23 protein-coding genes and 1 other annotated feature are annotated in these 23113 nt (G+C 51.3%); of the genes, 16 read left to right on the top strand and 7 right to left on the bottom strand.

Translation table 11 applies throughout. The features are described 5' to 3' along the window. Positions 1-154 precede the first annotated feature (154 nt). The 6 genes from ACF8OF_RS06735 (at position 155) to artM (ending at position 5528) form a co-directional block, all read left to right on the top strand. Entirely contained in the window at positions 155-1054 is a 900-nt protein-coding gene (locus ACF8OF_RS06735; RefSeq protein WP_262860100.1) for a lysine exporter LysO family protein, read from the top strand. 13 nt (positions 1055-1067) lie between these two features. After that, entirely contained in the window at positions 1068-2516 is a 1449-nt protein-coding gene (locus ACF8OF_RS06730; RefSeq protein ID WP_392496110.1) for a DUF2867 domain-containing protein, read from the top strand. A gap of 118 nt (positions 2517-2634) precedes the next feature. Continuing rightward, positions 2635-3363 carry an arginine ABC transporter ATP-binding protein ArtP gene (artP, locus tag ACF8OF_RS06725; protein WP_262860102.1) on the top strand — a complete coding sequence of 243 codons (729 nt, stop codon included), beginning with the start codon at positions 2635-2637 and terminating at the stop codon, positions 3361-3363. 39 nt (positions 3364-3402) lie between these two features. After that, positions 3403-4137, top strand: a complete 735-nt coding sequence (gene artJ, locus ACF8OF_RS06720; RefSeq protein WP_004241743.1) for an arginine ABC transporter substrate-binding protein — start codon at positions 3403-3405, stop codon at positions 4135-4137. A 15-nt stretch (positions 4138-4152) separates the two neighbouring features. After that, positions 4153-4857, top strand: a complete 705-nt coding sequence (gene artQ, locus ACF8OF_RS06715; RefSeq protein ID WP_338857283.1) for an arginine ABC transporter permease ArtQ — start codon at positions 4153-4155, stop codon at positions 4855-4857. A 2-nt stretch (positions 4858-4859) separates the two neighbouring features. Next, positions 4860-5528, top strand: a complete 669-nt coding sequence (gene artM / locus ACF8OF_RS06710) for an arginine ABC transporter permease ArtM (RefSeq protein ID WP_262860108.1) — start codon at positions 4860-4862, stop codon at positions 5526-5528. A gap of 63 nt (positions 5529-5591) precedes the next feature. Here the strand turns inward: artM and rlmC are convergent, their stop codons facing one another. The 3 genes from rlmC to ACF8OF_RS06695 form a co-directional block, all read right to left on the bottom strand. Further along, complete coding sequence (rlmC, locus tag ACF8OF_RS06705) at positions 5592-6716, bottom strand: 23S rRNA (uracil(747)-C(5))-methyltransferase RlmC (protein WP_392496107.1); 1125 nt, start codon at positions 6714-6716, stop codon at positions 5592-5594. Between the two features lie 35 nt (positions 6717-6751). Continuing rightward, the gene (locus tag ACF8OF_RS06700) at positions 6752-7240 is read right to left on the bottom strand and encodes a YbjN domain-containing protein (RefSeq protein WP_262860104.1); all 489 of its coding nucleotides are present in this window, start codon (positions 7238-7240) and stop codon (positions 6752-6754) included. A 105-nt stretch (positions 7241-7345) separates the two neighbouring features. Continuing rightward, positions 7346-7657, bottom strand: a complete 312-nt coding sequence (locus ACF8OF_RS06695) for a YbjC family protein (protein ID WP_262860105.1) — start codon at positions 7655-7657, stop codon at positions 7346-7348. 174 nt (positions 7658-7831) lie between these two features. On the opposite strand from ACF8OF_RS06695, the gene ACF8OF_RS06690 reads away from it, so the two are divergent. The 5 genes from ACF8OF_RS06690 (at position 7832) to ACF8OF_RS06670 (ending at position 15079) form a co-directional block, all read left to right on the top strand. After that, entirely contained in the window at positions 7832-8095 is a 264-nt protein-coding gene (locus ACF8OF_RS06690) for a GrxA family glutaredoxin (RefSeq protein ID WP_004235784.1), read from the top strand. A gap of 390 nt (positions 8096-8485) precedes the next feature. Beyond that, complete coding sequence (gene ybjG / locus ACF8OF_RS06685; protein WP_392496105.1) at positions 8486-9094, top strand: undecaprenyl-diphosphate phosphatase; 609 nt, start codon at positions 8486-8488, stop codon at positions 9092-9094. Positions 9095-9988: 894 nt separating this feature from the next. After that, positions 9989-11308 (top strand): HAAAP family serine/threonine permease, encoded by a 1320-nt coding sequence (locus ACF8OF_RS06680; RefSeq protein WP_262862745.1) that lies wholly within the window; start codon positions 9989-9991, stop codon positions 11306-11308. Positions 11309-12262: 954 nt separating this feature from the next. Continuing rightward, positions 12263-13582, top strand: coding sequence for an HAAAP family serine/threonine permease (locus tag ACF8OF_RS06675; protein ID WP_262861666.1), 1320 nt, complete (start codon positions 12263-12265; stop codon positions 13580-13582). 129 nt (positions 13583-13711) lie between these two features. After that, the gene (locus ACF8OF_RS06670) at positions 13712-15079 is read left to right on the top strand and encodes an L-serine ammonia-lyase (RefSeq protein ID WP_025153620.1); all 1368 of its coding nucleotides are present in this window, start codon (positions 13712-13714) and stop codon (positions 15077-15079) included. A 60-nt stretch (positions 15080-15139) separates the two neighbouring features. Here the strand turns inward: ACF8OF_RS06670 and ACF8OF_RS06665 are convergent, their stop codons facing one another. From ACF8OF_RS06665 to ACF8OF_RS06655, 3 genes are all read right to left on the bottom strand, one after another. Continuing rightward, positions 15140-15661, bottom strand: a complete 522-nt coding sequence (locus ACF8OF_RS06665) for a LemA family protein (protein WP_392496102.1) — start codon at positions 15659-15661, stop codon at positions 15140-15142. A gap of 152 nt (positions 15662-15813) precedes the next feature. Further along, the gene (locus ACF8OF_RS06660) at positions 15814-16269 is read right to left on the bottom strand and encodes a GNAT family N-acetyltransferase (protein WP_392496100.1); all 456 of its coding nucleotides are present in this window, start codon (positions 16267-16269) and stop codon (positions 15814-15816) included. 278 nt (positions 16270-16547) lie between these two features. Continuing rightward, positions 16548-17750 carry a serine hydrolase gene (locus tag ACF8OF_RS06655; protein ID WP_262882387.1) on the bottom strand — a complete coding sequence of 401 codons (1203 nt, stop codon included), beginning with the start codon at positions 17748-17750 and terminating at the stop codon, positions 16548-16550. Between the two features lie 214 nt (positions 17751-17964). Between ACF8OF_RS06655 and ACF8OF_RS06650 the strand changes: the two genes are divergently transcribed. Next, positions 17965-18585 carry a glutathione S-transferase family protein gene (locus ACF8OF_RS06650; protein ID WP_143970605.1) on the top strand — a complete coding sequence of 207 codons (621 nt, stop codon included), beginning with the start codon at positions 17965-17967 and terminating at the stop codon, positions 18583-18585. A 3-nt stretch (positions 18586-18588) separates the two neighbouring features. On the opposite strand, the gene ACF8OF_RS06645 is transcribed toward ACF8OF_RS06650, so the two are convergent. Then, entirely contained in the window at positions 18589-19416 is an 828-nt protein-coding gene (locus ACF8OF_RS06645; protein WP_024474079.1) for an SDR family oxidoreductase, read from the bottom strand. Between the two features lie 198 nt (positions 19417-19614). Here ACF8OF_RS06645 and hisL point away from each other — a divergent pair, with 198 nt between their 5' ends. The 4 genes from hisL (at position 19615) to hisC (ending at position 23097) form a co-directional block, all read left to right on the top strand. Then, positions 19615-19662, top strand: coding sequence for a his operon leader peptide (gene hisL, locus ACF8OF_RS06640; RefSeq protein ID WP_101495319.1), 48 nt, complete (start codon positions 19615-19617; stop codon positions 19660-19662). Next, positions 19638-19762: a sequence feature (His leader region), on the top strand. Its footprint overlaps the gene before it by 25 nt. Positions 19763-19796: 34 nt before the next feature. Further along, positions 19797-20696, top strand: coding sequence for an ATP phosphoribosyltransferase (gene hisG / locus ACF8OF_RS06635; protein ID WP_262861662.1), 900 nt, complete (start codon positions 19797-19799; stop codon positions 20694-20696). A 14-nt stretch (positions 20697-20710) separates the two neighbouring features. Beyond that, a complete protein-coding gene (gene hisD / locus ACF8OF_RS06630; RefSeq protein ID WP_392496287.1) occupies positions 20711-22024 on the top strand; it encodes a histidinol dehydrogenase in 1314 nt (437 codons plus the stop codon). Then, a complete protein-coding gene (gene hisC / locus ACF8OF_RS06625; protein ID WP_392496099.1) occupies positions 22021-23097 on the top strand; it encodes a histidinol-phosphate transaminase in 1077 nt (358 codons plus the stop codon). Before hisD ends, hisC begins: the two co-directional genes overlap by 4 nt. Positions 23098-23113 lie beyond the last annotated feature (16 nt).

Raw genomic sequence — 23113 nt, 5'->3', positions numbered from 1 at the left:
GTAATAAATAAAAACGGTTTTGACTTATACTAAACACAAAAACAGAGGGATACGTAGCAATTCTGGTGAGAATGCCGCTATAATCGTCTGCTTTTTAACCAGAGACTGACACCAACATAAGTAAAGGCAGTATTATTTTACGGAAACGACACATATGTATTCAGGGTTATTAATTATTCTCGCCCCGCTTATTGCGGGTTATCTCATCCCGGTCAGCAGCACGGCACTGAAAAAAATCATCGGCCGCGGTCTGAGCGCGATGGTGTATGTGATTCTGTTTCTGATGGGGATAAGCCTGGCGCTGGTGGAAAACCTCGGGACAAATCTGCTGGTGATCGTGCAGTACACGCTGACCTTTTCCGTGATGGTGCTGGGCTGTAACCTCGCCGGACTGTTTTTATACGGCAAAAAATACCCGTGGCAGGTGCCGGCTCACAAACAGCAAAAACCACCTTCCCGCCTGCATATGGTGCTGGAATCCCTGCAACTGTGTGGTGTGCTGCTGGTTGGCTTTGCCACCGGGTTATTCGGCTGGTCGTTTCTCGCCTTTGCCGGGGCCGCCAGTGAATACGCGCTGATCTTCCTGCTGTTTCTCGTCGGGATCCAGCTGCGCAACAGCGGCATGACGCTGCGCCAGATCCTGATCAACCGCCGTGGTATGCTGGTCTCGCTGATTGTGGTGGTTACCTCGCTGCTCGGCGGCGCACTCGCGGCACTGATTGCCGGGCTGCCGGTTAAAACCGGGATGGCGCTCTCCTCCGGCTTCGGCTGGTATTCGCTGTCCGGTATTCTGCTGACAGACGCTTTCGGCCCGGTGCTCGGCAGTGTCGGCTTCTTTAACGACCTGGCGCGGGAGATTGCCGCGATTATGCTGATCCCGCTGCTGATCAACCGCCACCGCGCCGCCGCACTCGGCCTCGGCGGTGCCACCACGATGGACTTTACCCTGCCGGTATTGCAGCGCAGCGGCGGTGTGGCGATTGTCCCGGCCGCGATTGTGCACGGCTTTGTCCTCAGTCTGTTTGCCCCGGTGCTGATAGCCCTGTTTACCTGAAGAGTGAAAACGTATGCCACAACAACGGATTTTAGTGCTGGGTGCCAGCGGTTATGTCGGACAGAATCTTATCCCGCAGCTGATTGCTGCCGGTCATCAGGTCACTGCCGCCGCCCGCCGGGTGGAGTGGATGCAGGCACAGGGCTGGGAAAACACCCGCTGCTGCTATGCGGATCTGTATGATAAATCCACCCTGGAAACCCTGTTTCAGGATATTGATGTGGTGTATTACCTCGTCCACAGCATGACGGATGAGGCGGACTTACTGGCACGGGAACGCCTGGCGGCGGAAAACGTGCAGGAAATGCTGAATAAATCCGCGGTGCGGGAAGTGATTTACCTGAGCGCCATGCAGCACAAAGACAGCGATTCCCCGCACCTCGCTGCCCGCAGGCTGACCGGCGAAATCCTCGCGGACAGCCGCGTACCGGTCACCGAGATCCGCGCTGCCATTATTGTCGGACCAGGCTCGGCGGCATTCGAGATCATGCGCGACATGGTGTACAACCTGCCGATCCTGACCCCGCCGCGCTGGGCGCGCTCAAAATCCTCGCCGGTGGCACTGGAAAACCTGCTGAATTACCTGACCGGTCTGCTGGCGCATCCCGCTGACGACAACCGCCGTTTTGATGCCACAGGGCCGGATTACCTCAGTTATCTGGAGATGTTCCGCCACTTTATTACCATCAGCGGCAAAAAACGGCTGATGATCCCGCTGCCGATCCCGCTGCGGTTGATTTCAGTCCACTTTCTGCGGCTGATCACCACGGTGCCGGAAGGTATTGCCAAAGAGCTGATTATGGGTCTGAAATATGATCTGCCCGGCGACGGAAAGCCGCTTCAGGCGCTGATCCCGCAGACGCTGCTCAGTTTTGATGATGCTGTGCGCAAGACCCTTAAAGATGAAGCGGATGCCGTGGATAATGAAGACTGGGGTTATGACCCGGAAGTCCGCGCCCGCTGGCGGCCGGGCTTCGGTTTTTATCCCAAACAGGCTGGTTTTACCCTGAATACGTCTGCCTCCGCCGATGCCCTGTGGCATGTTGTGCAGCAGATTGGCGGCAAAGACGGCTATTTTTACGCCAATATTCTGTGGTCAGTCCGCGCCCGTCTGGATGACCTGTGCGGTAATAAAGTCACTTACGGCCGCCCTGATCGCGATACCCTCGAACCCGGGGATAAAATCGACGGCTGGAAAGTGATCACCGTGAAACCCCGGCAGCAGCTCTCCCTGCTGTTCGGTATGAAAGCCCCCGGACTGGGACGGCTGACCTTTACCCTCCGCGACCACGGCCACCAGCGGACGCTGGATGTCCGCGCCTGGTGGCATCCCGCCGGATTCAGCGGGCTGCTCTATTGGTTCGCCATGATGCCTGCTCATTTATTCATCTTTAAAGGCATGGCGAAAACCATCGTCAAACGGGCGGCAGCATACGTCCTCCCGGCATCTGAGAAGACATAATCACGCAGTAAAAATCATTAGCTTGCTTTTTTAGTAGTTTTTTATGCAGAAATAATTGCATATTTATTCTCACGGCGTTAATATTCACTCAACGTCACTGAGTATGCAGAATTACAGCATGAGTATTCAATTAAAAAACATCAATTGCTTTTACGGACAGCATCAGGCGCTGTTTGATATCAACCTGGAATGTGGTGCAGGCGAAACCATGGTTCTGCTCGGGCCGAGCGGTGCCGGTAAGAGTTCCCTGCTGCGGGCACTGAACCTGCTTGAAATGCCGCGTTCCGGTGAACTGACCATTGCGGATCACCATTTTGATTTTACCACCGCGCCGTCTGCCAAAGCGATCCGTTCCCTGCGTCAGAACGTCGGCATGGTGTTTCAGCAGTATAACCTGTGGCCGCATCTGACCGTCATGGATAACCTGACAGAAGCGCCGGTCCGGGTGCTGGGGCTGACCAGAGAAGCCGCTCAGGCAAAAGCAGAAAAACTGCTGACACGTCTGCGTCTGACCGATTTTGCAAACCGTTTCCCGCTGCATTTATCCGGCGGCCAGCAGCAGCGTGTGGCAATTGCCCGCGCCCTGATGATGGAACCGCAGGTACTGTTATTCGATGAACCGACAGCGGCACTGGACCCGGAGATTACCTCTCAGGTCGTCGATATTATTAAAGAGCTGTCACAAACCGGGATTACCCAGGTGATCGTGACTCACGAAGTGGATATCGCCCGTAAAACCGCCAGCAAAGTGGTGTATATGGAAAACGGCCGCATCGTGGAACAGGGCAGCGCCCAATGCTTTATCACGCCGCAGACAGAGGCATTTGCCGGTTATCTGTCACACTGATTATTTTCTGCCACTGAACATTAAAAATAGGATGTTGCTATGAAAAAACTGGTTATTGCCGCATTAATCGGCGCGTTTGCTTTCTCCGCAGCGGCGGCAGAAAAAGAAAAAATTCGTTTCGCGACAGAAGCGAGTTATGCCCCGTTTGAAACCGTGAATGAGAAAAACGAAATCGTCGGGTTTGATGTGGATCTGGCTCAGGCGATGTGTGCCAAAATCGATGCGGAATGTACCTTTACCAACCAGGCGTTTGACAGCCTGATCCCGAGCCTGAAATACAAGCGTTTTGACGCGCTGATGGCCGGGATTGACGTGACACCTGAGCGTCAGAAGCAGGTTGATTTCACCAATACCTATTATGATAACTCTGCTGTTTTCGTTGCAGTTGCGGGCAAATTTGATAGCATTGACAGCCTCAAAGGGAAGCAGATTGGTATCCAGAACGGCACCACGCATCAGAAATACCTGATGGAGCAGTTTAAGGACATGAAAATTGTGCCTTATGAAAGCTACCAAAACGCGGTGCTGGATCTGAAAGGCGGACGTATTGATGCCGTATTCGGTGACACAGCTGTTATCAATGAATGGCTGAAGAGCAACGACAATCTGAAAACCGTGGGTGAGCGTGTCACCGATCCGGAATATTTCGGCACCGGTCTGGCTATTGCGGTCCGCAAGGGCAACAGCGAGCTGAAAGACAAACTCAACAAGGCGCTTGGTGAGGTCAAAGCGGACGGTACTTACGATACCCTCTATAAGAAATGGTTTGAGTAATAACATAAAAATTTAATGAACGATTTTCTCTCTTTAGCAAGCGCCGCCGGGGTAACCGTCGGCCTTGCTGTTTCTGCACTCCTGATTGGTCTGGTGCTGGCGATGTTGTTTACCCTCTGGGAAACCGTGCGCTGGAAACCTGTCGCCTTTGCCGGAACCTGTCTTGTTACGCTGATCCGTGGTTTACCTGAGCTGCTGGTGGTTCTGTTTGTCTATTACGGCACGCAGGAAGTGATTTTCCAACTGAGCGACGGTATCAATCTGGGTTTCTTCACCCTGACGCTTGAGATCGATAACGGCCCGTATGTGCCGATCTTCAGCGGGATCACCGCCCTGTCTCTGCTCTATGCCGCCTATGCATCACAAACGCTGCGCGGTGCGCTGAAAGCGGTGCCGGACGGACAGCGCGAGGCCGGTCAGGCACTCGGTCTGAGCCGTACCACCATTTTTCTCCGCTTTGTCATGCCGCAGATGTGGCGGCATGCCCTGCCGGGACTGGGTAACCAGTGGCTGGTTCTGCTGAAAGATACCGCGCTGGTGTACCTGATTGGTATCAACGAACTGATGCTGCAGACTCAAAGCATTGCCCGCCGTACTGAAGAACCTTTCACCTGGTACAGCATTGTGGCGCTTATCTATCTCGCCATCACGCTGGTCAGTCAGTACATCCTCAAACGTATTGAATTGCGTACCACACGTTTTGAACGGAGCGGCCAATGAGCATATTTGATTATATTCTTGCTGTATTGCCGGGCCTGCCGGTCAGTCTGTCACTGACGTTTACCGCACTGATCACGGCGTTTCTGCTGTCAGTGCTGTTTACACTGGTACTCTCTCTCAAGCCGCGGGTTCTGACACCGCTGGTCAAGGGGTATATCACCCTGTTTACCGGGACGCCGCTGCTGGTCCAGTTTTTCCTGATCTATTTCGGGCCTGCACAGTTTGAAGGGCTGAAAAACTATCCGCTGCTGTGGGAACTGATGTCCTCCCCGTGGCTCTGTGCCATGGTGACACTGGCGCTCAACAGTGCGGCCTATTCGACACTGCTGTTCTACGGCGCGGTGAAAGCGATCCCGCCGGGTCAGTGGCAATCCTGCCAGGCGCTGGGAATGTCACAGAAGCAGACCATGCGGATTATTCTGCCCTATGCCTTTAAACGTGCATTGTCGTCCTATTCCAACGAAGTGGTGCTGATCTTCAAAAGTACCTCGCTGGCCACGACAATTTCACTGCTTGAAGTAATGGGCTACAGCCGCCGCCTGTTTGGTCAGGATTACGATCTGAACGTCTTTATTGCTGCGGGGATTATTTATCTGGCAGTCAACAGCCTGCTGACGCTCGCGATGCGTCTGATTGAACGCCGCGCGCTGGCATTCGAACACCGTAACTGATCCGCTCATACGAAAACGGGGCCGCAATGTGAATTGCAGCCCCATTTTTTTATTCTCTCATTATTATTTTCTGGTCAGCAGCACCAGCACTTCATAATGTGCAGTATGCGGGAACATATCAAACAGCTGCACACGCTGCGGCTGATACTGTGTAAGATGCGCCAGGTCCTGTGCCAGGCTCTGTGCATTGCAGCTGGAATAGATAATCGTCTCCGGAGCCATGGTATTCAGGTAATCACACAGCGCTTTCCCGATCCCCCGGCGCGGCGGGTTCACCAGCACCAGTTCCGGCACAGCGGATTTGGCGAGGGCAAACTGCGCGGAATCCAGCGCCTGAAAGGTGACATTCTCCAGCCCCATTTTTTCCGCTGAGCGGGTGGCACAGGCAATCGCCTCCGGGCTGATCTCAATCCCGGTCAGTTGTGTGGATTTATCCGCGCAGTGCAGGCCGAATCCGCCCGCACCGCAAAACAGATCCCATAAACGGGTGATACCCAATTCACGCACCCATTGTCCGGCGGTATGATACAACTGTGCCGCAACAGCCGGATTGGTCTGGAAAAAGCTGTGCGGACGAATATAGAGCGGAATACCGTTGAAGGTTTCTTCCAGTGCCTCGTCCGGGGTAAAGATAATTTCCTGCTCCCCTTCCAGAATTGCCATTGCAACCGGCTGGATATTGGCGGAAATCACCGATAGTTGCGGCAGTTGCGCCTGTAAAAACGGCAGCGCGGCCTGTAACTGCGCCACTTTTTTCTCTGAGCGCAGCACAAAGCGCAGCATCATTTTACCGCTGGCGCGGCTTTCGGTCAGCAGCAGGAATTTCAGCTCGCCACGGCGGCGTTCCACATTGTACGGCGTCAGTCCGGCACGGGCGATAAAGGGTTTCAGCGCGGCAAACACTGCGGCAAAATGCGGCGGATAGAGCGGGCAATCCGATAAATCGACCGGCTCGTTATCTGTCACGATCCCGAACACAGGGCGCTCCACACTGCCGCTGACGACCATCTTGGCTTTATTTCTGAACGCGGTTTCCGCGCTGCGGACCGGCGGCAGCCAATTTTTTACGGCAAACGGCGAGAGCAGTGCGCGGAGATCCTGCTCTTTATCATCAATCTGCTGAATATAGGGTTTTTCAAGCCACTGACAGGAGCGGCAGCGGCCGGCGGAATACTGAGGGCAATGCATGATGGTGTCCCGGATATCGAAAGTGGTGCGGATAATCAGTGGATCACCGGAGAAGGAACGGAATCAGTGCGGAAGTTTTCTTCATCTTCCGGTTCCGCATCATTCGGATCAAACAGCATATTGTTACTGAACAGCTCAAAAATCACTGCGCCGACCTGCTCTTCCATCAGTTGCAGGGCGAGTGAGAACTGCTCAAATGTCAGCCCGGCACTGAGCGGCAGTGAGTAGCAGACCACCAGCTTCGGCATGGCGGAATCCTGAATATCCATAAAGGTTTTGACCAGCAGCGAACTGGCGTTGATCTGACTCAGGTTGGCAATCAGCGGGACAATCGCCGTCGGGCGGACTTCCGCCAGCGCCGAAAATACCAGCATGTCGTCAAGGATATCAATTTTGGCATCAAACACACCGTCCACATTTTGCATATGCGGCAGATGCAGTGCCTGACAGGAATCACACTCAAAACAGGCGAGTTTCAGCTGATCCAGCCATGTGCGTAATATCGTGAGATCGGGAATGATCATGAACCTGAAGCCTTTTAACCGGAAAAACAAAAGTACAGCGGGGAAAACCGTCACCCGCAGACCAATAATGGATCTTAGCTGAAAAACGTGAAGGGGAATAACGTTTTATTGCTTTTTTTCATTTTTATTCTGCCTGGTCTTTTTGGCTGCCCCGCTTTTACTGTCGATACCTACGGACGGCATGGCGCTGATGGCCCGCCAGACAATATTGATTGCCGCCGGTACCAGACATCCCAGGCCGGCAAACGCCATCACCATCAGGGCATTTTTGCTGCTCATAAAGCCCGGCAGCGAAATAAAATCATTCACCGCCAGATAGACCAGCACCAGTAATATCACACCGATAACCTCGCAGATAATTACCGGGCGCGGCATATCCCCTAATGAACGCATTTGTCGCGGCTGCTTTCTGGTCATATTATATCCCCTGTGATTCTGTTTTTATGTCCGCACTGCGGGTAGTCACTGAACCATTGGTGCGGACTACCGCACAAATCGTCACAACATTCTTTTCTATCCGCTATGATACAGGCATAATTTATCCCATTAAAGCACCGCTTCCGGTGTTACTGATGAATGAAGGAGCTTTTCATGTATACCGTTATTTTTGGCCGTCCGGGTTGTCCTTATTGCGTTCGTGCGAAAGAACTCGCAGAAAAACTGAAAAATGAACGTGATGACTTCGACTATCGCTATATTGATATTCACGCGGAAGGCATCAGCAAAGAAGATTTATCTGTCACCGTCGGCAAACCGGTTGAAACCGTTCCTCAGATTTTTATCGATGAAAAGCACATCGGTGGCTGCACGGATTTCGAAGCTTACGCAAAAGCCAATCTCGGCCTGTTCAGCTAAGCTATCCGGCCGTTTCCCGCCCGGGAAACGGCTTATTTGTCTCTCTCTATCCCACTGATTTTCAACATTAAAAAATTATTTTCATTTTTTTGAATCTTTTTTCGAACTTTCTTACCGGGGCGCAGTCTGAATAAGTGCCACTGCTTTTCTTTGAATATCCCCAAGATTGAGGAAGCCCGATAGTCACCAATTTGGTTTTAACTATCGGGTTTTTTATTGCCTGCTGTTTATCCCGCCTGTTGTTATTTCAGATTTTGTCAGTTTTCTGCAATGTTACGTAATAGCACGATTAACCAAGACATTTTTACTTTACCTTGATGCACAAGACGGCTACCCTGACCCGTCATTTTATTACCGGATATATACGGTGTGTTTTTTAAGGAGTCTGCTGTGCTGGAAAATCTGAATCATTCGCTTTTTCTCCTGCTCAATGCCACGCCGGAAACGTCTCATACCATGATTACTGCCGCCACGTTTGCGGCAAAATATCTGGTTCTGCTGTTTCCGGTTGCTGCCGCAGGGTTCTGGCTGCGGGGAGCGCCTGAGAATATGGCCCGTCAGCGCCGCGCTGTCTGCAAAAGTGCCATTGCGCTGCTGATCGGTTTCGCCGCCTCCTGGGTTATCGGCATACTCTGGCCGCATGCCCGTCCGTTTGCCGAACCGTTCGGCCACAGCTTCCTTGATCACGCACCGACGGCCTCGTTCCCGAGCAACCACGGCATTATTGTGTTTACCTTCGCACTGGGCTGCCTGTTCTGGTGCAATGTCCGTGCAGGATTGCTGCTGATGATCCCGGCACTGATTGTTGCCTGGTCGCGGGTTTTTCTCGGCGTTCACTGGCCGGTGGATATGCTGGGTGCCTTTATCACGGTACTGATTTCCTGTGCACTGACAGAGCTGCTCTGGAGCCTGTTCGGTCCGGCACTGCAAAACCGGTTGCAGGCGCTCTACCGGTACTGTTTTGCCATGCCTATCCGTAAAGGCTGGGTGCAGGGGTAACCTGTACAAAAATAAATCCTGAAATACCGGCCGTATGCCGGTATTTTTTTATCTCTGTTTAATGACGGCGATTACCGGCGATTTTTTAAAGCGCACTTTTCGCTGCTGACAGCATTATTTTTGTTCGCAGAATATTATTTCGGTATTTATTTAACATTTCTGTTCTGTTCTTCATCAATATCACCGGACCACTTAATTCGTGATTAAAAAAATTATTTTAATCATACCGGATACACAGTACGTCTATTATAAAAATCCTTGTTTCATACTGCCTGACTTCCTGCATATCCCTTAATCACCACAAACTCAACGAAAAAATTATTTTACGTTTAAAAACAACAAATAACATAAAAAACCACACTCATTAAATAGTTTTATTTAGTGTGATAATGTGTTTTGTCATAATGCAATATTGTGCAACGCATATACTAGTTCACATCTGAACAAATAAATTTGTTTAAATAAAAAACAGGCAAAAATAACATTATTGCAGAATATCTGACCTCCTATGCCGTTTCGGCATACCTCATTCCGCAAAAACAGATTAACAACCTTATTAAATATTGCAACAAGACCGGTTTTAATGTTATTTATAGCAAATGAGATGAAGATCACAGTGTTTTTCACTAAAAACCAGTATATTTTCACTACAAAAAGACAGTCACCAATCTCAGATTCTTTTGAATATGCATTAATGCAGAGGCTTTTATTTATCCGTTGCAGATATCAGGCCGCTGCTGTTTATTATTTTTACCGGTAAGCAATTACAGGTAATTTTCCCGTTTTACTTATTTTTATCCGGTTGCGTACATAGACCCTGCTTCAGAGACACATTTTGTGCACAGCTCACCGTGCATTTTTTCGTTGTTATTGTTGCAAATTTTGGAGACATCTATGGAAACAACACAACCACAGGTCGTGGTCAGTCAGACTGATACCCGTAATGATTACCGCAAATGGCGTAAATCCGATACCGTCTGGATGCTCGGACTGTACGGTACCGCCATTGGTGCCGGTATCCTGTTTCTGCCGATTAATGCCGGTATCGGCGGGCTGCTCCCGCTGATCATTATGGCCCTTCTGGCCTTTCCGATGACCTTTTTCGCGCACCGCGGTATGTGCCGCTTTATCTTATCCGGTAAAAATCCGGGTGAAGATATAACTGAAGTGGTGGAAGAGCATTTCGGTGCCAAAGCAGGGAACCTTATCACCCTGCTCTATTTCTTTGCGATTTACCCGATCCTGCTGGTCTACAGTGTGGCTATCACCAACACCGTGGAAAGCTTTATCGTTAACCAGATGCATATGACGGCTCCGCCGCGCATTATTCTGTCACTGGTACTGATTGTCGGGATTATGTGTATTATCCGCTTCGGTGAAGCCGCGATTGTCAAAGCAATGAGCGTGCTGGTATTTCCGTTTGTGGCGGTTCTGATGGTACTGGCGCTGTATCTGATCCCGCACTGGAATACCGCGATATTTGATACGCTCTCTTTCAGCAGTCACTCTGCCGGTGATACCGGACGCGGTCTGATGGTGACGCTGTGGCTGGCGATTCCGGTGATGGTGTTCTCCTTTAACCATTCGCCGATTATTTCCGCATTCAGTGTCGCAAAACGTCAGGAATATGGTGATAACGCAGAGAAAAAATGCTCACGCATTCTGGCATGCGCCCACATCATGATGGTGCTGACTGTGATGTTCTTTGTGTTCAGTTGTGTACTGAGCCTCTCCCCGCAGAATCTGCAGGAAGCAAAAGATCAGAACATCTCTATTCTGTCTTACCTGGCGAACTACTTCCATAATCCGATGATTGCCTATATCGCGCCGTTAGTCGCGTTTATTGCTATCACCAACGCATTCCTGGGTCATTACATGGGTGCCCGTGAAGGCTTTAACGGCCTGGTTAACAAAGCACTGCGCGCCAGAGGTAAAAGCATTGCACCGTCTAAACTGAATAAACTGACTGCGCTGTTTATGCTGGTAACATCCTGGATTGTTGCCACCTTAGACCCGAGCATTTTGGGGATGATTGAAACTCTGGGCGGCCCGATTATCGCTATGCTGCTGTTTATCATGCCGATGTACGCTATCCGCAAAGTCCCTGCGATGCGTAAATATGCCGGTCACCTGAGTAACCTGTTTGTGGTTGTGATTGGTCTCATTGCCATCTCAGCCGTGTTTTACAATCTGTATCAGCTGTTTTTTGGCTGATAAATACATGACTGTTGCCCTCTCCGGCGGGCAACCTGCCGGGTTTTGCTGATACCGGCGCGATACCGGCCCGCACGCCGGTATTTTTTTTATCCGGACTTAATTATCACCGGTACTGCTGTTCTTTTTCAGACCACATTTTTCACTGGTGACAGTACTATTTTTGTTCGCAGAATATTATTCTGGTATTTATTTAACATTTCTGTTTTATCTGTCATCAGTATCACTCAGATTACTTAATTCGCGATTAAAATAATTATTCTAATCATCCGGCGCAGACCATATACTCATTATATAACGCCATATTTTATACCGTCTGATTTTCGTCATATACGCGGCATTATCACCGCCGAAGTTGAAACGCTATTTTTTCATTCAAAACAATTGACTAAAAATAAAAACCCTGCTTATAAAAGGGTTTTTATCCGGAAAAAACCAGCCTGCTTATATTCTGAAATAAGATCGTATTACGCAGCGGATATATTTATTAATATATGAATAAATTAATTTTTTTAAATAAAAAATAAAAAATAACGACATTATTAAACGGCTTTTAACGTCATATGTTGTTTCGGCATGCCCCATTCCGTAAACCCGGATTAACAATTTTATCAAATTTTGCAACAGAGCCTGTTTTACTGTGATTTATAGCATTTGAGACTATGATCACGGTGTTTTCCACTGAAAAACAGTATATTTTCACCATCAGAAAGAGAGTTATCAATTTCAGGTACTTTTGAATATGAATGACTGCAGAGACCTTTATTTATCCATTACAGATATCAGGTCGCTGCTGTTTATTATTTTTACCGGTAAGCAATTGCCGGTGACTTTTTAGCTTTACTTATTTTTTATCTGGTTACGTACATAGACCCTATTTCAGAGACGAATAAATGCACAGATCAGCGTGCAAAATTTTAATTGTTGTTATTGTTGTACATTTTGGAGACTTCTATGGATACAACACAACCGCAGGTTGTGGTCAGCAAGACTGACACCAGCAATGATTATCGTAAATGGCGTAAGTCCGATACCGTCTGGATGCTCGGACTGTACGGTACCGCTATCGGCGCAGGCGTACTGTTTCTGCCGATTAACGCCGGTATCGGCGGGCTGATCCCGCTGATCATCATGGCCGTGCTGGCCTTCCCGATGACCTTTTTCGCGCACCGCGGTATGTGCCGCTTCGTGCTGTCCGGTAAAAATCCGGGCGAAGATATTACCGAAGTGGTGGAAGAGCATTTCGGTTCCAGAGCCGGTGGTCTGATCACCCTGCTCTATTTCTTTGCGATTTACCCGATCCTGCTGGTCTACAGTGTGGCTATCACCAACACCGTGGAAAGCTTTATCGTTAACCAGATGCATATGACGGCTCCGCCGCGCATTATTCTCTCCCTGGTACTGATTATCGGGATTATGTGTATTGTCCGTTTCGGTGAAGCCGCGATTGTCAAAGCAATGAGCGTGCTGGTGTTCCCGTTTGTGGCGGTTCTGATGGTACTGGCGCTGTATCTGATCCCGCACTGGAGTACAGCGGTATTCGATACCCTCACTTTTAACAGCAATACGGCCAGTGTCACCGGTCATGGTCTGCTGATAACACTGTGGCTGGCGATTCCGGTGATGGTGTTCTCCTTTAACCATTCCCCGATTATCTCTGCCTTTGCTGTCGCCAAGCGTGAAGAGTACGGCGAAAATGCGGAGAAAAAATGCTCCCGCATTCTGGCTTACGCCCATATTATGATGGTACTGACTGTGATGTTCTTTGTGTTCAGCTGCGTGCTGAGCCTCTCCCCGCAGAACCTGCAGGAAGCAAAAGATCAGAACATCTCCATTCTTTCTTACCTGGCGAACCACTTCCAGAACCCGATGATTGCCTATATCGCACCATTCATCGCGTTTATTGCTATCACCAAATCATTCCTGGGTCACTACCTGGGTGCCCGTGAAGGCTTTAACGGTCTGGTTAACAAAGCATTACGCGCCAAGGGCAAAAGCATTGCACCGTCTAAACTGAATAAACTGACTGCCCTGTTTATGCTGGTCACCACCTGGATTGTTGCCACATTAGACCCGAGCATTCTGGGTATGATTGAAACCCTGGGCGGCCCGATCATCGCTATGCTGCTGTTTATCATGCCGATGTATGCCATCCGCAAAGTGCCTGCGATGCGCAAATATGCCGGTCACCTGAGTAATCTGTTTGTGGTTGTGATGGGTCTCATTGCCATCTCAGCGGTGTTTTACAATCTGTATCAGCTGTTTTTTGGTTAATAAATAAATGACTGTTGCCCTCTCCGGCGGGCAACAGCAACAACAATAATCAGCCGGAACTGAAAAGTAACGGCTTCGTGAATCTTCACGACACTATTAATCCACGCCTTAACATAGGGGGCGAGCAATATGGTCAGTGTATTTGACATCTTCAAAATTGGTATTGGTCCGTCGAGTTCTCACACGGTCGGTCCGATGAAAGCAGGTAAACAGTTCGCTGATGATCTTATCGCGGCCGGACTGCTGGAAAAAACCACCCGCATTCAGGTTGATGTGTACGGCTCTCTGTCTCTGACAGGGAAAGGTCACGCGACAGATATCGCTATCATTATGGGTCTTGCGGGTAACCTGCCGGATTCTGTTGATATTGACGCGATACCGGGCTTTATCAGGGATGTTGAAGAACGTGAACGCCTTTTGCTGGCAAACCAACGCCATGAAGTGGATTTCCCGCGCGATAACGGGATGAACTTCCATAAAGAAAACCTGCCGCTGCATGAAAACGGCATGTCCATCAGCGCATTCGCCGGTGATGAATTACTGTACAAGAAAACCTATTACTCCGTCGGCGGCGGCTTTATCGTTGATGAGGAACATTTTGGCCAGGCTGCGGACAGTGAAACCAAAGTGCCTTATCCGTATCAGTATGCCGCTGATCTGCAAAAGCACTGTAACGAAACCGGGCTGTCACTGTCAGCGCTGGTGATGCAGAACGAACTGGCGCTGCGCAGCAAAGAAGAACTTTCCGCGCACCTGGCAGCAGTCTGGGATGTGATGAAAGCCGGTATCGAACGTGGTGTGAACACCGAAGGTTTGCTGCCGGGGCCGCTGCGTGTACCACGCCGTGCCGCTGCACTGCGCCGTCAGCTGGTCACCAGTGATAACACCTCCACAGACCCGATGCAGGTTGTTGACTGGATCAACATGTTTGCCCTCGCCGTTAACGAAGAAAACGCTGCCGGTGGCCGTGTTGTTACCGCACCAACCAACGGTGCCTGCGGGATCATCCCGGCAGTGCTGTCGTATTACGATAAATTCATCCGTCCGGTGAATGAGAACGCCTATACCCGCTATTTCCTGGTGTCCAGCGTGATTGGTTCACTGTACAAAATGAACGCCTCTATTTCCGGTGCGGAAGTGGGTTGTCAGGGTGAAGTCGGTGTTGCCTGTTCCATGGCGGCAGCCGGTCTGACCGAACTGCTGGGCGGCAGCCCGATGCAGGTCTTTATCGCGGCGGAAATCGCGATGGAACACAACCTCGGCCTGACCTGTGACCCGGTCGCCGGGCAGGTACAGGTACCGTGTATCGAGCGTAACGCCATTGCCGCTGTTCAGTCTGTCAACGCCGCCCGTATGGCGCTGCGCCGTGTCAGTGAACCGCGTGTTTGCCTCGATAAAGTGATCGAAACCATGTATGAAACCGGTAAAGATATGAATGCCAAATACCGCGAAACCTCACAGGGCGGCCTGGCAATCAAAGTAATCCCGTGTGACTGATTAGTTTCCGTTTCATAACTGCAAAAACCCCCGCAATGCAGATTGCGGGGGTTTTTCATATCAGGACATCAGCAGAAGTGTTTTGGGTCCGAACCCGAACAGCCCGGCCACCAGGGTGTCCGGATAATGCTGAACCGCAATATTGTACTGAAGTACCGCCTCATTAAAGGCGCGGATGCCCGGATTCAGGGCATCCTCAATATCACAGATCCCCAGCTGAATACGGACAAACTGCGGATCCGCAATCAGCACCGGGAATGTCTCCGTCAGCGTCATAATATGATAAAAAGCACTGCTGATATCATTTGCGGCACTGACACTCTCATCCAGTGTCGCCGCCCCTGTATAGCGCGGATACGCATCCTGCCGGGAATAAAACAGCGTTGCATCCTGAATACCTGCTTTTTCCGTCATATCCACCAGCTGACCGATCTTCTCCGCCCGCTGATGCAGCATGCCGTCAATCGCCGCATAAGCTTCGGTGATCGGAGCCTGAAGCCGGTTTATCCGGAGATATACCCGCCGGATCCACACAATTCCGGCCACGGCAATGACCAGCGCGATAAACACAATTGTCCCCATATCTTTAATCCTTTATTGACCGGTGTGTAAAAATACCGGTCCTTTTTTATAAAAAAATCCGATATCAGGATCTAATATCGGATCTTATACGGATTTCAACAGGGTAATTCAGCAGACAGCATGATAAATTGCCGCCTGAAGGGGGAATAACCTTATGATGATAGTGGTATTTGCGCCATTTCCTCCCCGAAATCCATCATCTGCACCACCTTAAAGCCGAAACGCTGATAAAAGTGTTTTGCGAATTCATTTTCCGGGTCATAACTCAACCGCAACCAGGGCAGCGGCTGCTCCCGGGTGTTATTCATCGCGGTGATTTTTTCCAGCAACGCAGAAAATGCGGCTTTACCCAGCCCTTTGCCCTGAAATTTTGCATCCAGCATAAAGCGCCAGATCCAGAACATACCGTCATCATCATCAATGCCGTACATGGCAAAACCGATCATGATTTCATCGTCATAAATCACATCGGCACTGAAATTATTGACAAACTGAAGCTGTGCCAGGGAATACACATTGGAGGCCACAAAATCCTCCTGATCCTCCCGGACTTCCAGATCCACACACGCTTCCCAGTTATCTTTACTGACCGGACATAAACGAATCATCGTATCTCCTGTTGTTACCGCCCATTTTTATCTGCCTGTCTATTATTACCGGCCTGATAAAAAATAGTCTCACGACATGGTGCATTCCGTGTTTTTCTTCCTTAATTCAGATTAAATCCCGCGGGAAAATACCTTCGCGGGTTACTGAAATGACATACAACAATGGCAGCAGTAAGAATGGAGGTGTGATTTCAGAAGCGCTGTCTGAATGTGATACCGGATTTGCCCGGTAAGCGGAGAGAAAACCTGCCGGTCAGTTCACCGGCAGGCTGTTGTGATTAACCGAAGACGGAATGCCACAGTCCGGCAAAGAAGCGGACAATATAATCCCAGATGCGACCGAAGAAACCGGCTTCCTCAACCTGCTGCTGAACCACCAGCGGACGCTGTTCAACGACTTTATCATCAAGGATAAAGTTGATTTTCCCCACCACCTGGTTTTTCGCCAGCGGCGCTTCCAGTGTGGTGCTGTCCAGCTCAAAGGTCGCTTTCAGATCTTTAAGTTTGCCTTTCGGGATAGTGACATAAATGTCTTTTTCCGCACCCAGCGGCACTTCTGAAATATCCCCGAACCAGACACGCTCGGTGGTCAGCGGAGTATCCGCTTTCACCGGTGCCACAGTTTCAAAGAAACGGAAGCCCCAGGAGAGAATTTTTTCACTTTCCGCAAAACGGACGCGATCACTCGGTGCGCCCAGCACCACGGAGATCAGACGCATCGGGCCGTCTGTCGCGGACGCCACCAGGTTATGCCCCGCGCCGCTGGTATGACCGGTTTTTACACCGTCCACATTGAGATTAGTACTCCACAGCAGACGGTTACGGTTAGGCTGACGGATCTTATTGAAAGTAAATTCTTTCTCTTTATGGATAACATATTCATCCGGCACATCAGTGATCAGCGCCTGGGTCAGCAGTGCCATGTCTTTGGCAGTACTGTACTGCCCTTCGGAATCCAGCCCGTGAACCGTTTTAAAATGGGTATTTGTCAGGCCAATCTGTTTGGCGTAGCTGTTCATCTGGGAAACAAAGGTTTCCTGGCTGCCCGCCACATATTCCGCCAGCGCAATACTGGCGTCATTACCGGACTGAATAACCATCCCTTTGTTCAGATCGATTAATTTTACGCGGTCATCCGGTTTCAGGAACATCAGGGAAGAGCCTTTCAGCACCGGATTACCGGTTGCCCAGGCATTAATACCGACGGTGACGATATCATCCGGTGTCACTTTCCCGGCTTTAATCGCCTGGCCGACCACATAACTGCTCATGATTTTTGTCAGTGACGCCGGGTCAAGGCGCTCATCCGCATTCACGGATGCCAGGATTTTCCCGCTGTTGTAGTCCATCAGCACATACGCTTTTGCATCCACCTGCGGTGCAACCGGTGTTTCCTCCGCAAACGCGTGGCCGATGCTTAACAATCCGAAAGCAAGCCCGCCGATTAAACCGGTTACCCGTGAACTGATTACTGTCTGCATTACTCTTCCCTCTTTAAACCCGGTACATCGTGACAAAAATAAGAGTGATAACTCTGTGATAATGAATACTATATTCATTTCATGAATGGTAAGCCAATGACACTTTAACGCGATTCTTCCTGTTACGGGAATTTCGTGTAAAAATTTACACTTCATGACACAAAATAACCGACAATACGCACACGTCATCGCATATCTATCAACAGGAGTCACTATGATAACCGTCTGGGGCAGAAAAAACTCGTCTAACGTCAAGAAAGTCTTATGGTGTCTGACTGAACTGGGGCTGACTTATCAGCAGAAAGATGCGGGCGGGCCGTTCGGCGGTCTCGATACCCCGGAATACCTCGCCATGAACCCGAATAAAACCATCCCGACCTATCAGGACGGTGAATTTATTCTCTGGGAATCCAATGCCATTCTCAGCTATCTGGCGGATAAGTATGATGACGGCACACTGCTGCCGCATAATGCGGAATTCCGCGCCCGGGCGGCACAATGGATGTACTGGTCAGACGGCAGTCTGTTCCCGTATATCAAAGCGATGATGGGACTGCTGGTCAGAACCCCGGCAGAGCAGCGCGATCCGGCGCGGGTGGAAGAGCTGAAACAGGCGCTGAACCGGCTGATTGCGATGCTCAACGACGACCTTGCACAGCGTGATTATATCGCTGGTGATACGTTCAGTATCGCAGATATGGCACTGGCACCGCTGCTCTATCCGTGGCGGGAAGTGTGTCATGACAGACCGGACTTCCCGCATATCGAGCGCTGGTTTGCACGGATTGAAACCCGTCCGGCATACCGCGATATCGTGGCACTGCCGGTCAGTTAACACTTATTCCGTCATCGGCATCCGGCCGGGATCAGGGTACTGATACTCAAAGCCCAGTTCCCGACAGATGCGGCTGCCGTCAATTTCTTTCCCTTCAGTGATATCTTCTTCTCTGAAGACCGGCGGCAGCAAATTAATCTGACGGGACATGTCCGGATAAAATTCAGCCCGTGACGGATGCTGTGGTGCACACAGGTTATACAGATGGCCGCCGTGCGGACGCTGGATCAGCAAACGGATCGCGGCAATCACATCATCCTGATGCACCAGATTGACCGGCTGATTCGCGCCTTTCACCGCGGTTTTACCCGCCAGGAAACGCCCTGCATGACGGGATTCCCCCACCAGTCCGGCCAGACGCAGAATATCTGCAGACACGCCCGGCAGCTCATTCAGCCAGTGCTCAATCTCAACAATCGCTTTGGCTGATTCCGTCACCGGATCGACCGGCGAGTTTTCTGTCAGCTTACCGGTCTGATTACCGTAAACCGCTGTTGAACCGGTAAAAATCACCCGCGACACACCGCGCGCCGCCGCCAGATCCACCAGATTTTGCACCGCCTTCACATACAGATAACCGCCGCCCGCCGTTCTTGATGCCGGCAGCGTGATCACCAGAATATCCGTCTGCAAAAAGGCATCCAGATCATCAGCGTTACATTCCGGTTCTGGTGTCAGATTCAGCATATAACACTCAATACCGCACATCCTCGCCGCCTCTGTGCCGTCCGGCGTGGTTTTGGTGCCTTTGACACGGATACCGATATCCGCAAGATGCAGTGCCAGCGGCATTCCCAGCCAGCCCAGCCCCGCGATGGAAACTGTTTTCATCGTGCATGACCTCTCTGTGGCTTATTTTTCTTTAATTTCAGTAAATTATCTTAATTTCTGTTTTCTTTGCAAAAAAGGAGTTGCAAAGTCCGGGTGAGTTCTATAGGTTGAAAGACAAGCAATTTATAAACATCGTTATCACCATAATGACAACATTATCCGTGATAGCAACAGGCAGATAAACGACGAGAGATTATCATGACACGCATCCAGTTCAGCCATCACCACCACCATCACCCTGACTAGTCTTTCAGGCGATTGGTGCCGGAAGACGTTCAGAGCTTCCGGTGGCATGCGTGCTAAGAGAGAACCCCCGGAAGAATCTTTTTTCCGGGGGTTTTTTTATACCTAAAGAATTATAAAATTAAAGGATAATCAAAATGTTAGATAAAACGCGCTTACGGATAGCCATTCAGAAGTCAGGTCGTTTAAGTGAAGATTCCCGCGAATTGCTCGCGCGCTGCGGCATAAAAATCAACTTACAACAGCAGCGCCTGATTGCTTACGCGGAGAATATGCCGATTGATATCCTGCGGGTCCGTGATGACGATATTCCCGGCCTGGTGATGGATGGCGTGGTTGACCTCGGTATCATCGGCGAAAACGTACTGGAAGAAGAGTTATTAAGCCGCCAGGCACAGGGGCAAAACCCGCGTTACTTTACGCTGCGCCGCCTGGATTTCGGTACCTGCCGCCTCTCGCTGGCCGCCCCGGTGGATTTCAGCTACAACGGCGCGGAATGTCTTCAGGACAGCCGTATCGCGACCTCTTACCCGTTCCTGCTCAAACGTTATCTGGATCAGAAAGGTATCCGCTTTAAATCCTGTCTGCTTAACGGCTCGGTGGAAGTGGCACCGCGCGCCGGGCTGGCTGATGCGATCTGTGACCTGGTCTCCACCGGTGCCACGCTGGAAGCCAACGGTCTGCGCGAAGTGGAAGTGATTTACCGTTCCAAAGCCTGCCTGATTCAGCGTGACGGTGACATGCCGCCTGCCAAACAGCAACTTATCGACAGAATGATGACCCGTATCCAGGGCGTGATCCAGGCGCGTGAATCCAAATACATCATGATGCACGCCCCGTCAAAACGTCTGGACGACGTGATCGCCCTGCTGCCGGGCGCAGAGCGTCCGACCCTGCTGCCGCTGGCCGGTGAGCCGGATCTGGTGGCAATGCACATGGTCAGCAGCGAAACGCTGTTCTGGGAAACCATGGAAAAACTGAAAGCCCTGGGGTGCAGCTCCATTCTGGTTCTGCCGATTGAAAAAATGATGGAGTGATGACCATGACCGCAATGACCTTTGATACTTTAATCCGCTGGGAAAACCTGGATGCACAACAGCAGGCAGATGCCCTGATGCGCCCGGCGATGGCAGCATCCGGTGATATCAGCCGCGTGGTCAGTGACATCATCTGTGACGTACGTGAAAACGGTGATGACGCCCTGCGCGCGCTGAGTGCCCGCTTTGATAAAACACAGGTGACAGAACTGCAAATCAGTGCGGCGGAGATTGCCGCCGCCGCTGACCGTCTGCCGGATTCACTGAAATCCGCCATGGCAACCGCGAAAGCCAATATCACCCGCTTTCACGAAGCGCAGATCCCCGATGTGATTGATGTGGAAACCCAGCCCGGCGTCAGCTGCCAGCTGGTGACCCGTCCGGTGGACAGTGTCGGGCTGTATATCCCGGGCGGCAGCGCGCCGCTGATTTCCACTGTCCTGATGCTGGCTGTTCCGGCAAAAATCGCCGGTTGCCGCCGGATCATCCTCTGCTCACCGCCGCCGGTGGCAGATGAAATTTTATATGCCGCACAACTTTGCGGTGTGGAAACCATTTATCAGGTCGGTGGTGCCCAGGCAATTGCCGCGATGGCATTTGGTACAGAAACCATTCCCGCCACCGACAAAATTTTCGGGCCGGGCAACGCCTATGTGACCGAAGCAAAACGTCAGGTCAGCCAGACTATCGGCGGTGCGGCAATCGACATGCCCGCCGGACCTTCCGAAGTGCTGGTGATCGCCGACAGCGGCGCCAACCCGGCCTTTGTTGCTGCCGACCTGCTCTCCCAGGCCGAACACGGCCCGGATTCTCAGGTGGTGCTGGTCACCCCGGATGAGGCAATGGCGCAGCGTGTGGTGGCGGAAACCAATTCACAGCTGGAATTATTATCACGCAAAGAGATTGCCCGTCAGGCTCTGTCCGCCAGCCGCATTATTATTGCCCGCGATCTGGACACCTGTGTGGCGATCAGCAACCAGTACGGCCCGGAGCACTTAATTATCCAGACCCGTGACCCGGATACCCTGCTGCCCGCCATCAACAGCGCCGGTTCCGTGTTCCTCGGTGACTGGTCGCCGGAATCGGCGGGCGATTATGCCTCCGGCACCAACCACGTCCTGCCGACTTACGGTTATACCTCGACCTATTCCAGCCTCGGACTGGCGGATTTTATGAAACGGATGACCGTACAGAAACTGACCCCGGCCGGGTTATCCGGTCTGGCAGACGCGATTGAAACCCTGGCGGCGGCGGAACTGCTTACCGCGCACAAAAATGCCGTGACACTGCGGATGAATGCCCTGAAAGCGGAGGAGAACAACGGATGAACAAACCATTCAGCGCGATGGCACTGGCCCGCGAAAATGTACAGTTACTGACGCCGTATCAGTCAGCACGCCGCCTCGGCGGTAACGGGGATGTCTGGCTGAACGCCAACGAATATCCGCAGGCACCGGATTTCACCTTTACGGATCGCAATCTGAACCGCTATCCGGAATGCCAGCCTGCGGACGTGATCAACCGCTATGCGGCTTACGCCGGTGTCAGTCCGGAGCAGGTTATCGCGGGGCGCGGCGCGGATGAAAGCATTGAATTACTGATACGTGCCTTCTGCGAACCGGGAAAAGATGCGGTGCTGTTCTGCCCGCCGACGTACGGTATGTACAGCGTCAGCGCGGAAACCTTTGGTATCGCGCAGAAAGTGGTGCCGTCGCTCGATGGCTGGCAATTGGATCTCGACAGTATCGCGGCCAGCCTGGATAACGTCAAACTACTGTATGTCTGCCACCCGAATAACCCGACCGGTAATCCGATCCGTGAACAGGATTTACGTTACCTGTTTGATATCGTTGATAACCGGGCACTGATTGTGGTCGATGAAGCCTATATCGAATTCTGCCCGCAATTCAGTGTGGCAACGTGGCTGGAAACGTACCCGAACCTGGTGATCCTGCGCACGCTCTCCAAAGCCTTTGCCCTCGCCGGACTGCGCTGCGGCTTCACACTGGCCTCTGCGGATATTATCAATGTGCTGATGAAAGTGATCGCGCCGTATCCGCTGTCATCCCCGGTGGCAGCCATTGCTGCCGAAGCGCTGCTGCCGGAAGGCATTGCCATCATGCAGGAGCGCGTCACTGAAATCTGCCGCAACCGGCAGATGCTGTGTGATGAGCTGCAAAAACTGCCGCTGACAGACACCGTTTTCCCGAGCAAAACCAACTACATTCTGGTGCGTTTCCGTGATGCGGAACGGGTTTTCCGCAGTCTGTGGGATGAGGGAATTATTTTGCGTGACCAGCGCAAACAACGCGGGCTCGAAAACTGTCTGCGCATTACTGTCGGCACCCGGGCAGAATGCCTGCGGGTGATCGCCGCTATCGCCGCGCTTGAAATGCCATAATCTGAGGACAACGGAT

It is taken from the genome of Morganella sp. TYF_1 (genome assembly GCF_043105645.1).
Taxonomy (GTDB): Bacteria; Pseudomonadota; Gammaproteobacteria; order Enterobacterales; family Enterobacteriaceae; genus Morganella; species Morganella morganii_B.
The sequence above is the reverse complement of the archived record's forward strand: the minus strand, read 5'-3'. Positions and strand labels throughout refer to the sequence as shown.

What these genes read in the sequence shown, in the direction of transcription:
- ACF8OF_RS06735 (WP_262860100.1), top strand. Translation starts at nt 155, where the DNA reads ATGTATTCAGGGTTATTAATTATTCTCGCCCCGCTTATTGCGGGTTAT.
- ACF8OF_RS06730 (WP_392496110.1), top strand. Translation starts at nt 1,068, where the DNA reads ATGCCACAACAACGGATTTTAGTGCTGGGTGCCAGCGGTTATGTCGGA.
- artP (WP_262860102.1), top strand. Translation starts at nt 2,635, where the DNA reads ATGAGTATTCAATTAAAAAACATCAATTGCTTTTACGGACAGCATCAG.
- artJ (WP_004241743.1), top strand. Translation starts at nt 3,403, where the DNA reads ATGAAAAAACTGGTTATTGCCGCATTAATCGGCGCGTTTGCTTTCTCC.
- artQ (WP_338857283.1), top strand. Translation starts at nt 4,153, where the DNA reads ATGAACGATTTTCTCTCTTTAGCAAGCGCCGCCGGGGTAACCGTCGGC.
- rlmC (WP_392496107.1), bottom strand. Translation starts at nt 6,716, where the DNA reads ATGCATTGCCCTCAGTATTCCGCCGGCCGCTGCCGCTCCTGTCAGTGG.
- ACF8OF_RS06700 (WP_262860104.1), bottom strand. Translation starts at nt 7,240, where the DNA reads ATGATCATTCCCGATCTCACGATATTACGCACATGGCTGGATCAGCTG.
- ACF8OF_RS06695 (WP_262860105.1), bottom strand. Translation starts at nt 7,657, where the DNA reads ATGACCAGAAAGCAGCCGCGACAAATGCGTTCATTAGGGGATATGCCG.
- ACF8OF_RS06690 (WP_004235784.1), top strand. Translation starts at nt 7,832, where the DNA reads ATGTATACCGTTATTTTTGGCCGTCCGGGTTGTCCTTATTGCGTTCGT.
- ACF8OF_RS06680 (WP_262862745.1), top strand. Translation starts at nt 9,989, where the DNA reads ATGGAAACAACACAACCACAGGTCGTGGTCAGTCAGACTGATACCCGT.
- ACF8OF_RS06675 (WP_262861666.1), top strand. Translation starts at nt 12,263, where the DNA reads ATGGATACAACACAACCGCAGGTTGTGGTCAGCAAGACTGACACCAGC.
- ACF8OF_RS06670 (WP_025153620.1), top strand. Translation starts at nt 13,712, where the DNA reads ATGGTCAGTGTATTTGACATCTTCAAAATTGGTATTGGTCCGTCGAGT.
- ACF8OF_RS06665 (WP_392496102.1), bottom strand. Translation starts at nt 15,661, where the DNA reads ATGGGGACAATTGTGTTTATCGCGCTGGTCATTGCCGTGGCCGGAATT.
- ACF8OF_RS06660 (WP_392496100.1), bottom strand. Translation starts at nt 16,269, where the DNA reads ATGATTCGTTTATGTCCGGTCAGTAAAGATAACTGGGAAGCGTGTGTG.
- ACF8OF_RS06655 (WP_262882387.1), bottom strand. Translation starts at nt 17,750, where the DNA reads ATGCAGACAGTAATCAGTTCACGGGTAACCGGTTTAATCGGCGGGCTT.
- ACF8OF_RS06650 (WP_143970605.1), top strand. Translation starts at nt 17,965, where the DNA reads ATGATAACCGTCTGGGGCAGAAAAAACTCGTCTAACGTCAAGAAAGTC.
- ACF8OF_RS06645 (WP_024474079.1), bottom strand. Translation starts at nt 19,416, where the DNA reads ATGAAAACAGTTTCCATCGCGGGGCTGGGCTGGCTGGGAATGCCGCTG.
- hisG (WP_262861662.1), top strand. Translation starts at nt 19,797, where the DNA reads ATGTTAGATAAAACGCGCTTACGGATAGCCATTCAGAAGTCAGGTCGT.
- hisD (WP_392496287.1), top strand. Translation starts at nt 20,711, where the DNA reads ATGACCTTTGATACTTTAATCCGCTGGGAAAACCTGGATGCACAACAG.
- hisC (WP_392496099.1), top strand. Translation starts at nt 22,021, where the DNA reads ATGAACAAACCATTCAGCGCGATGGCACTGGCCCGCGAAAATGTACAG.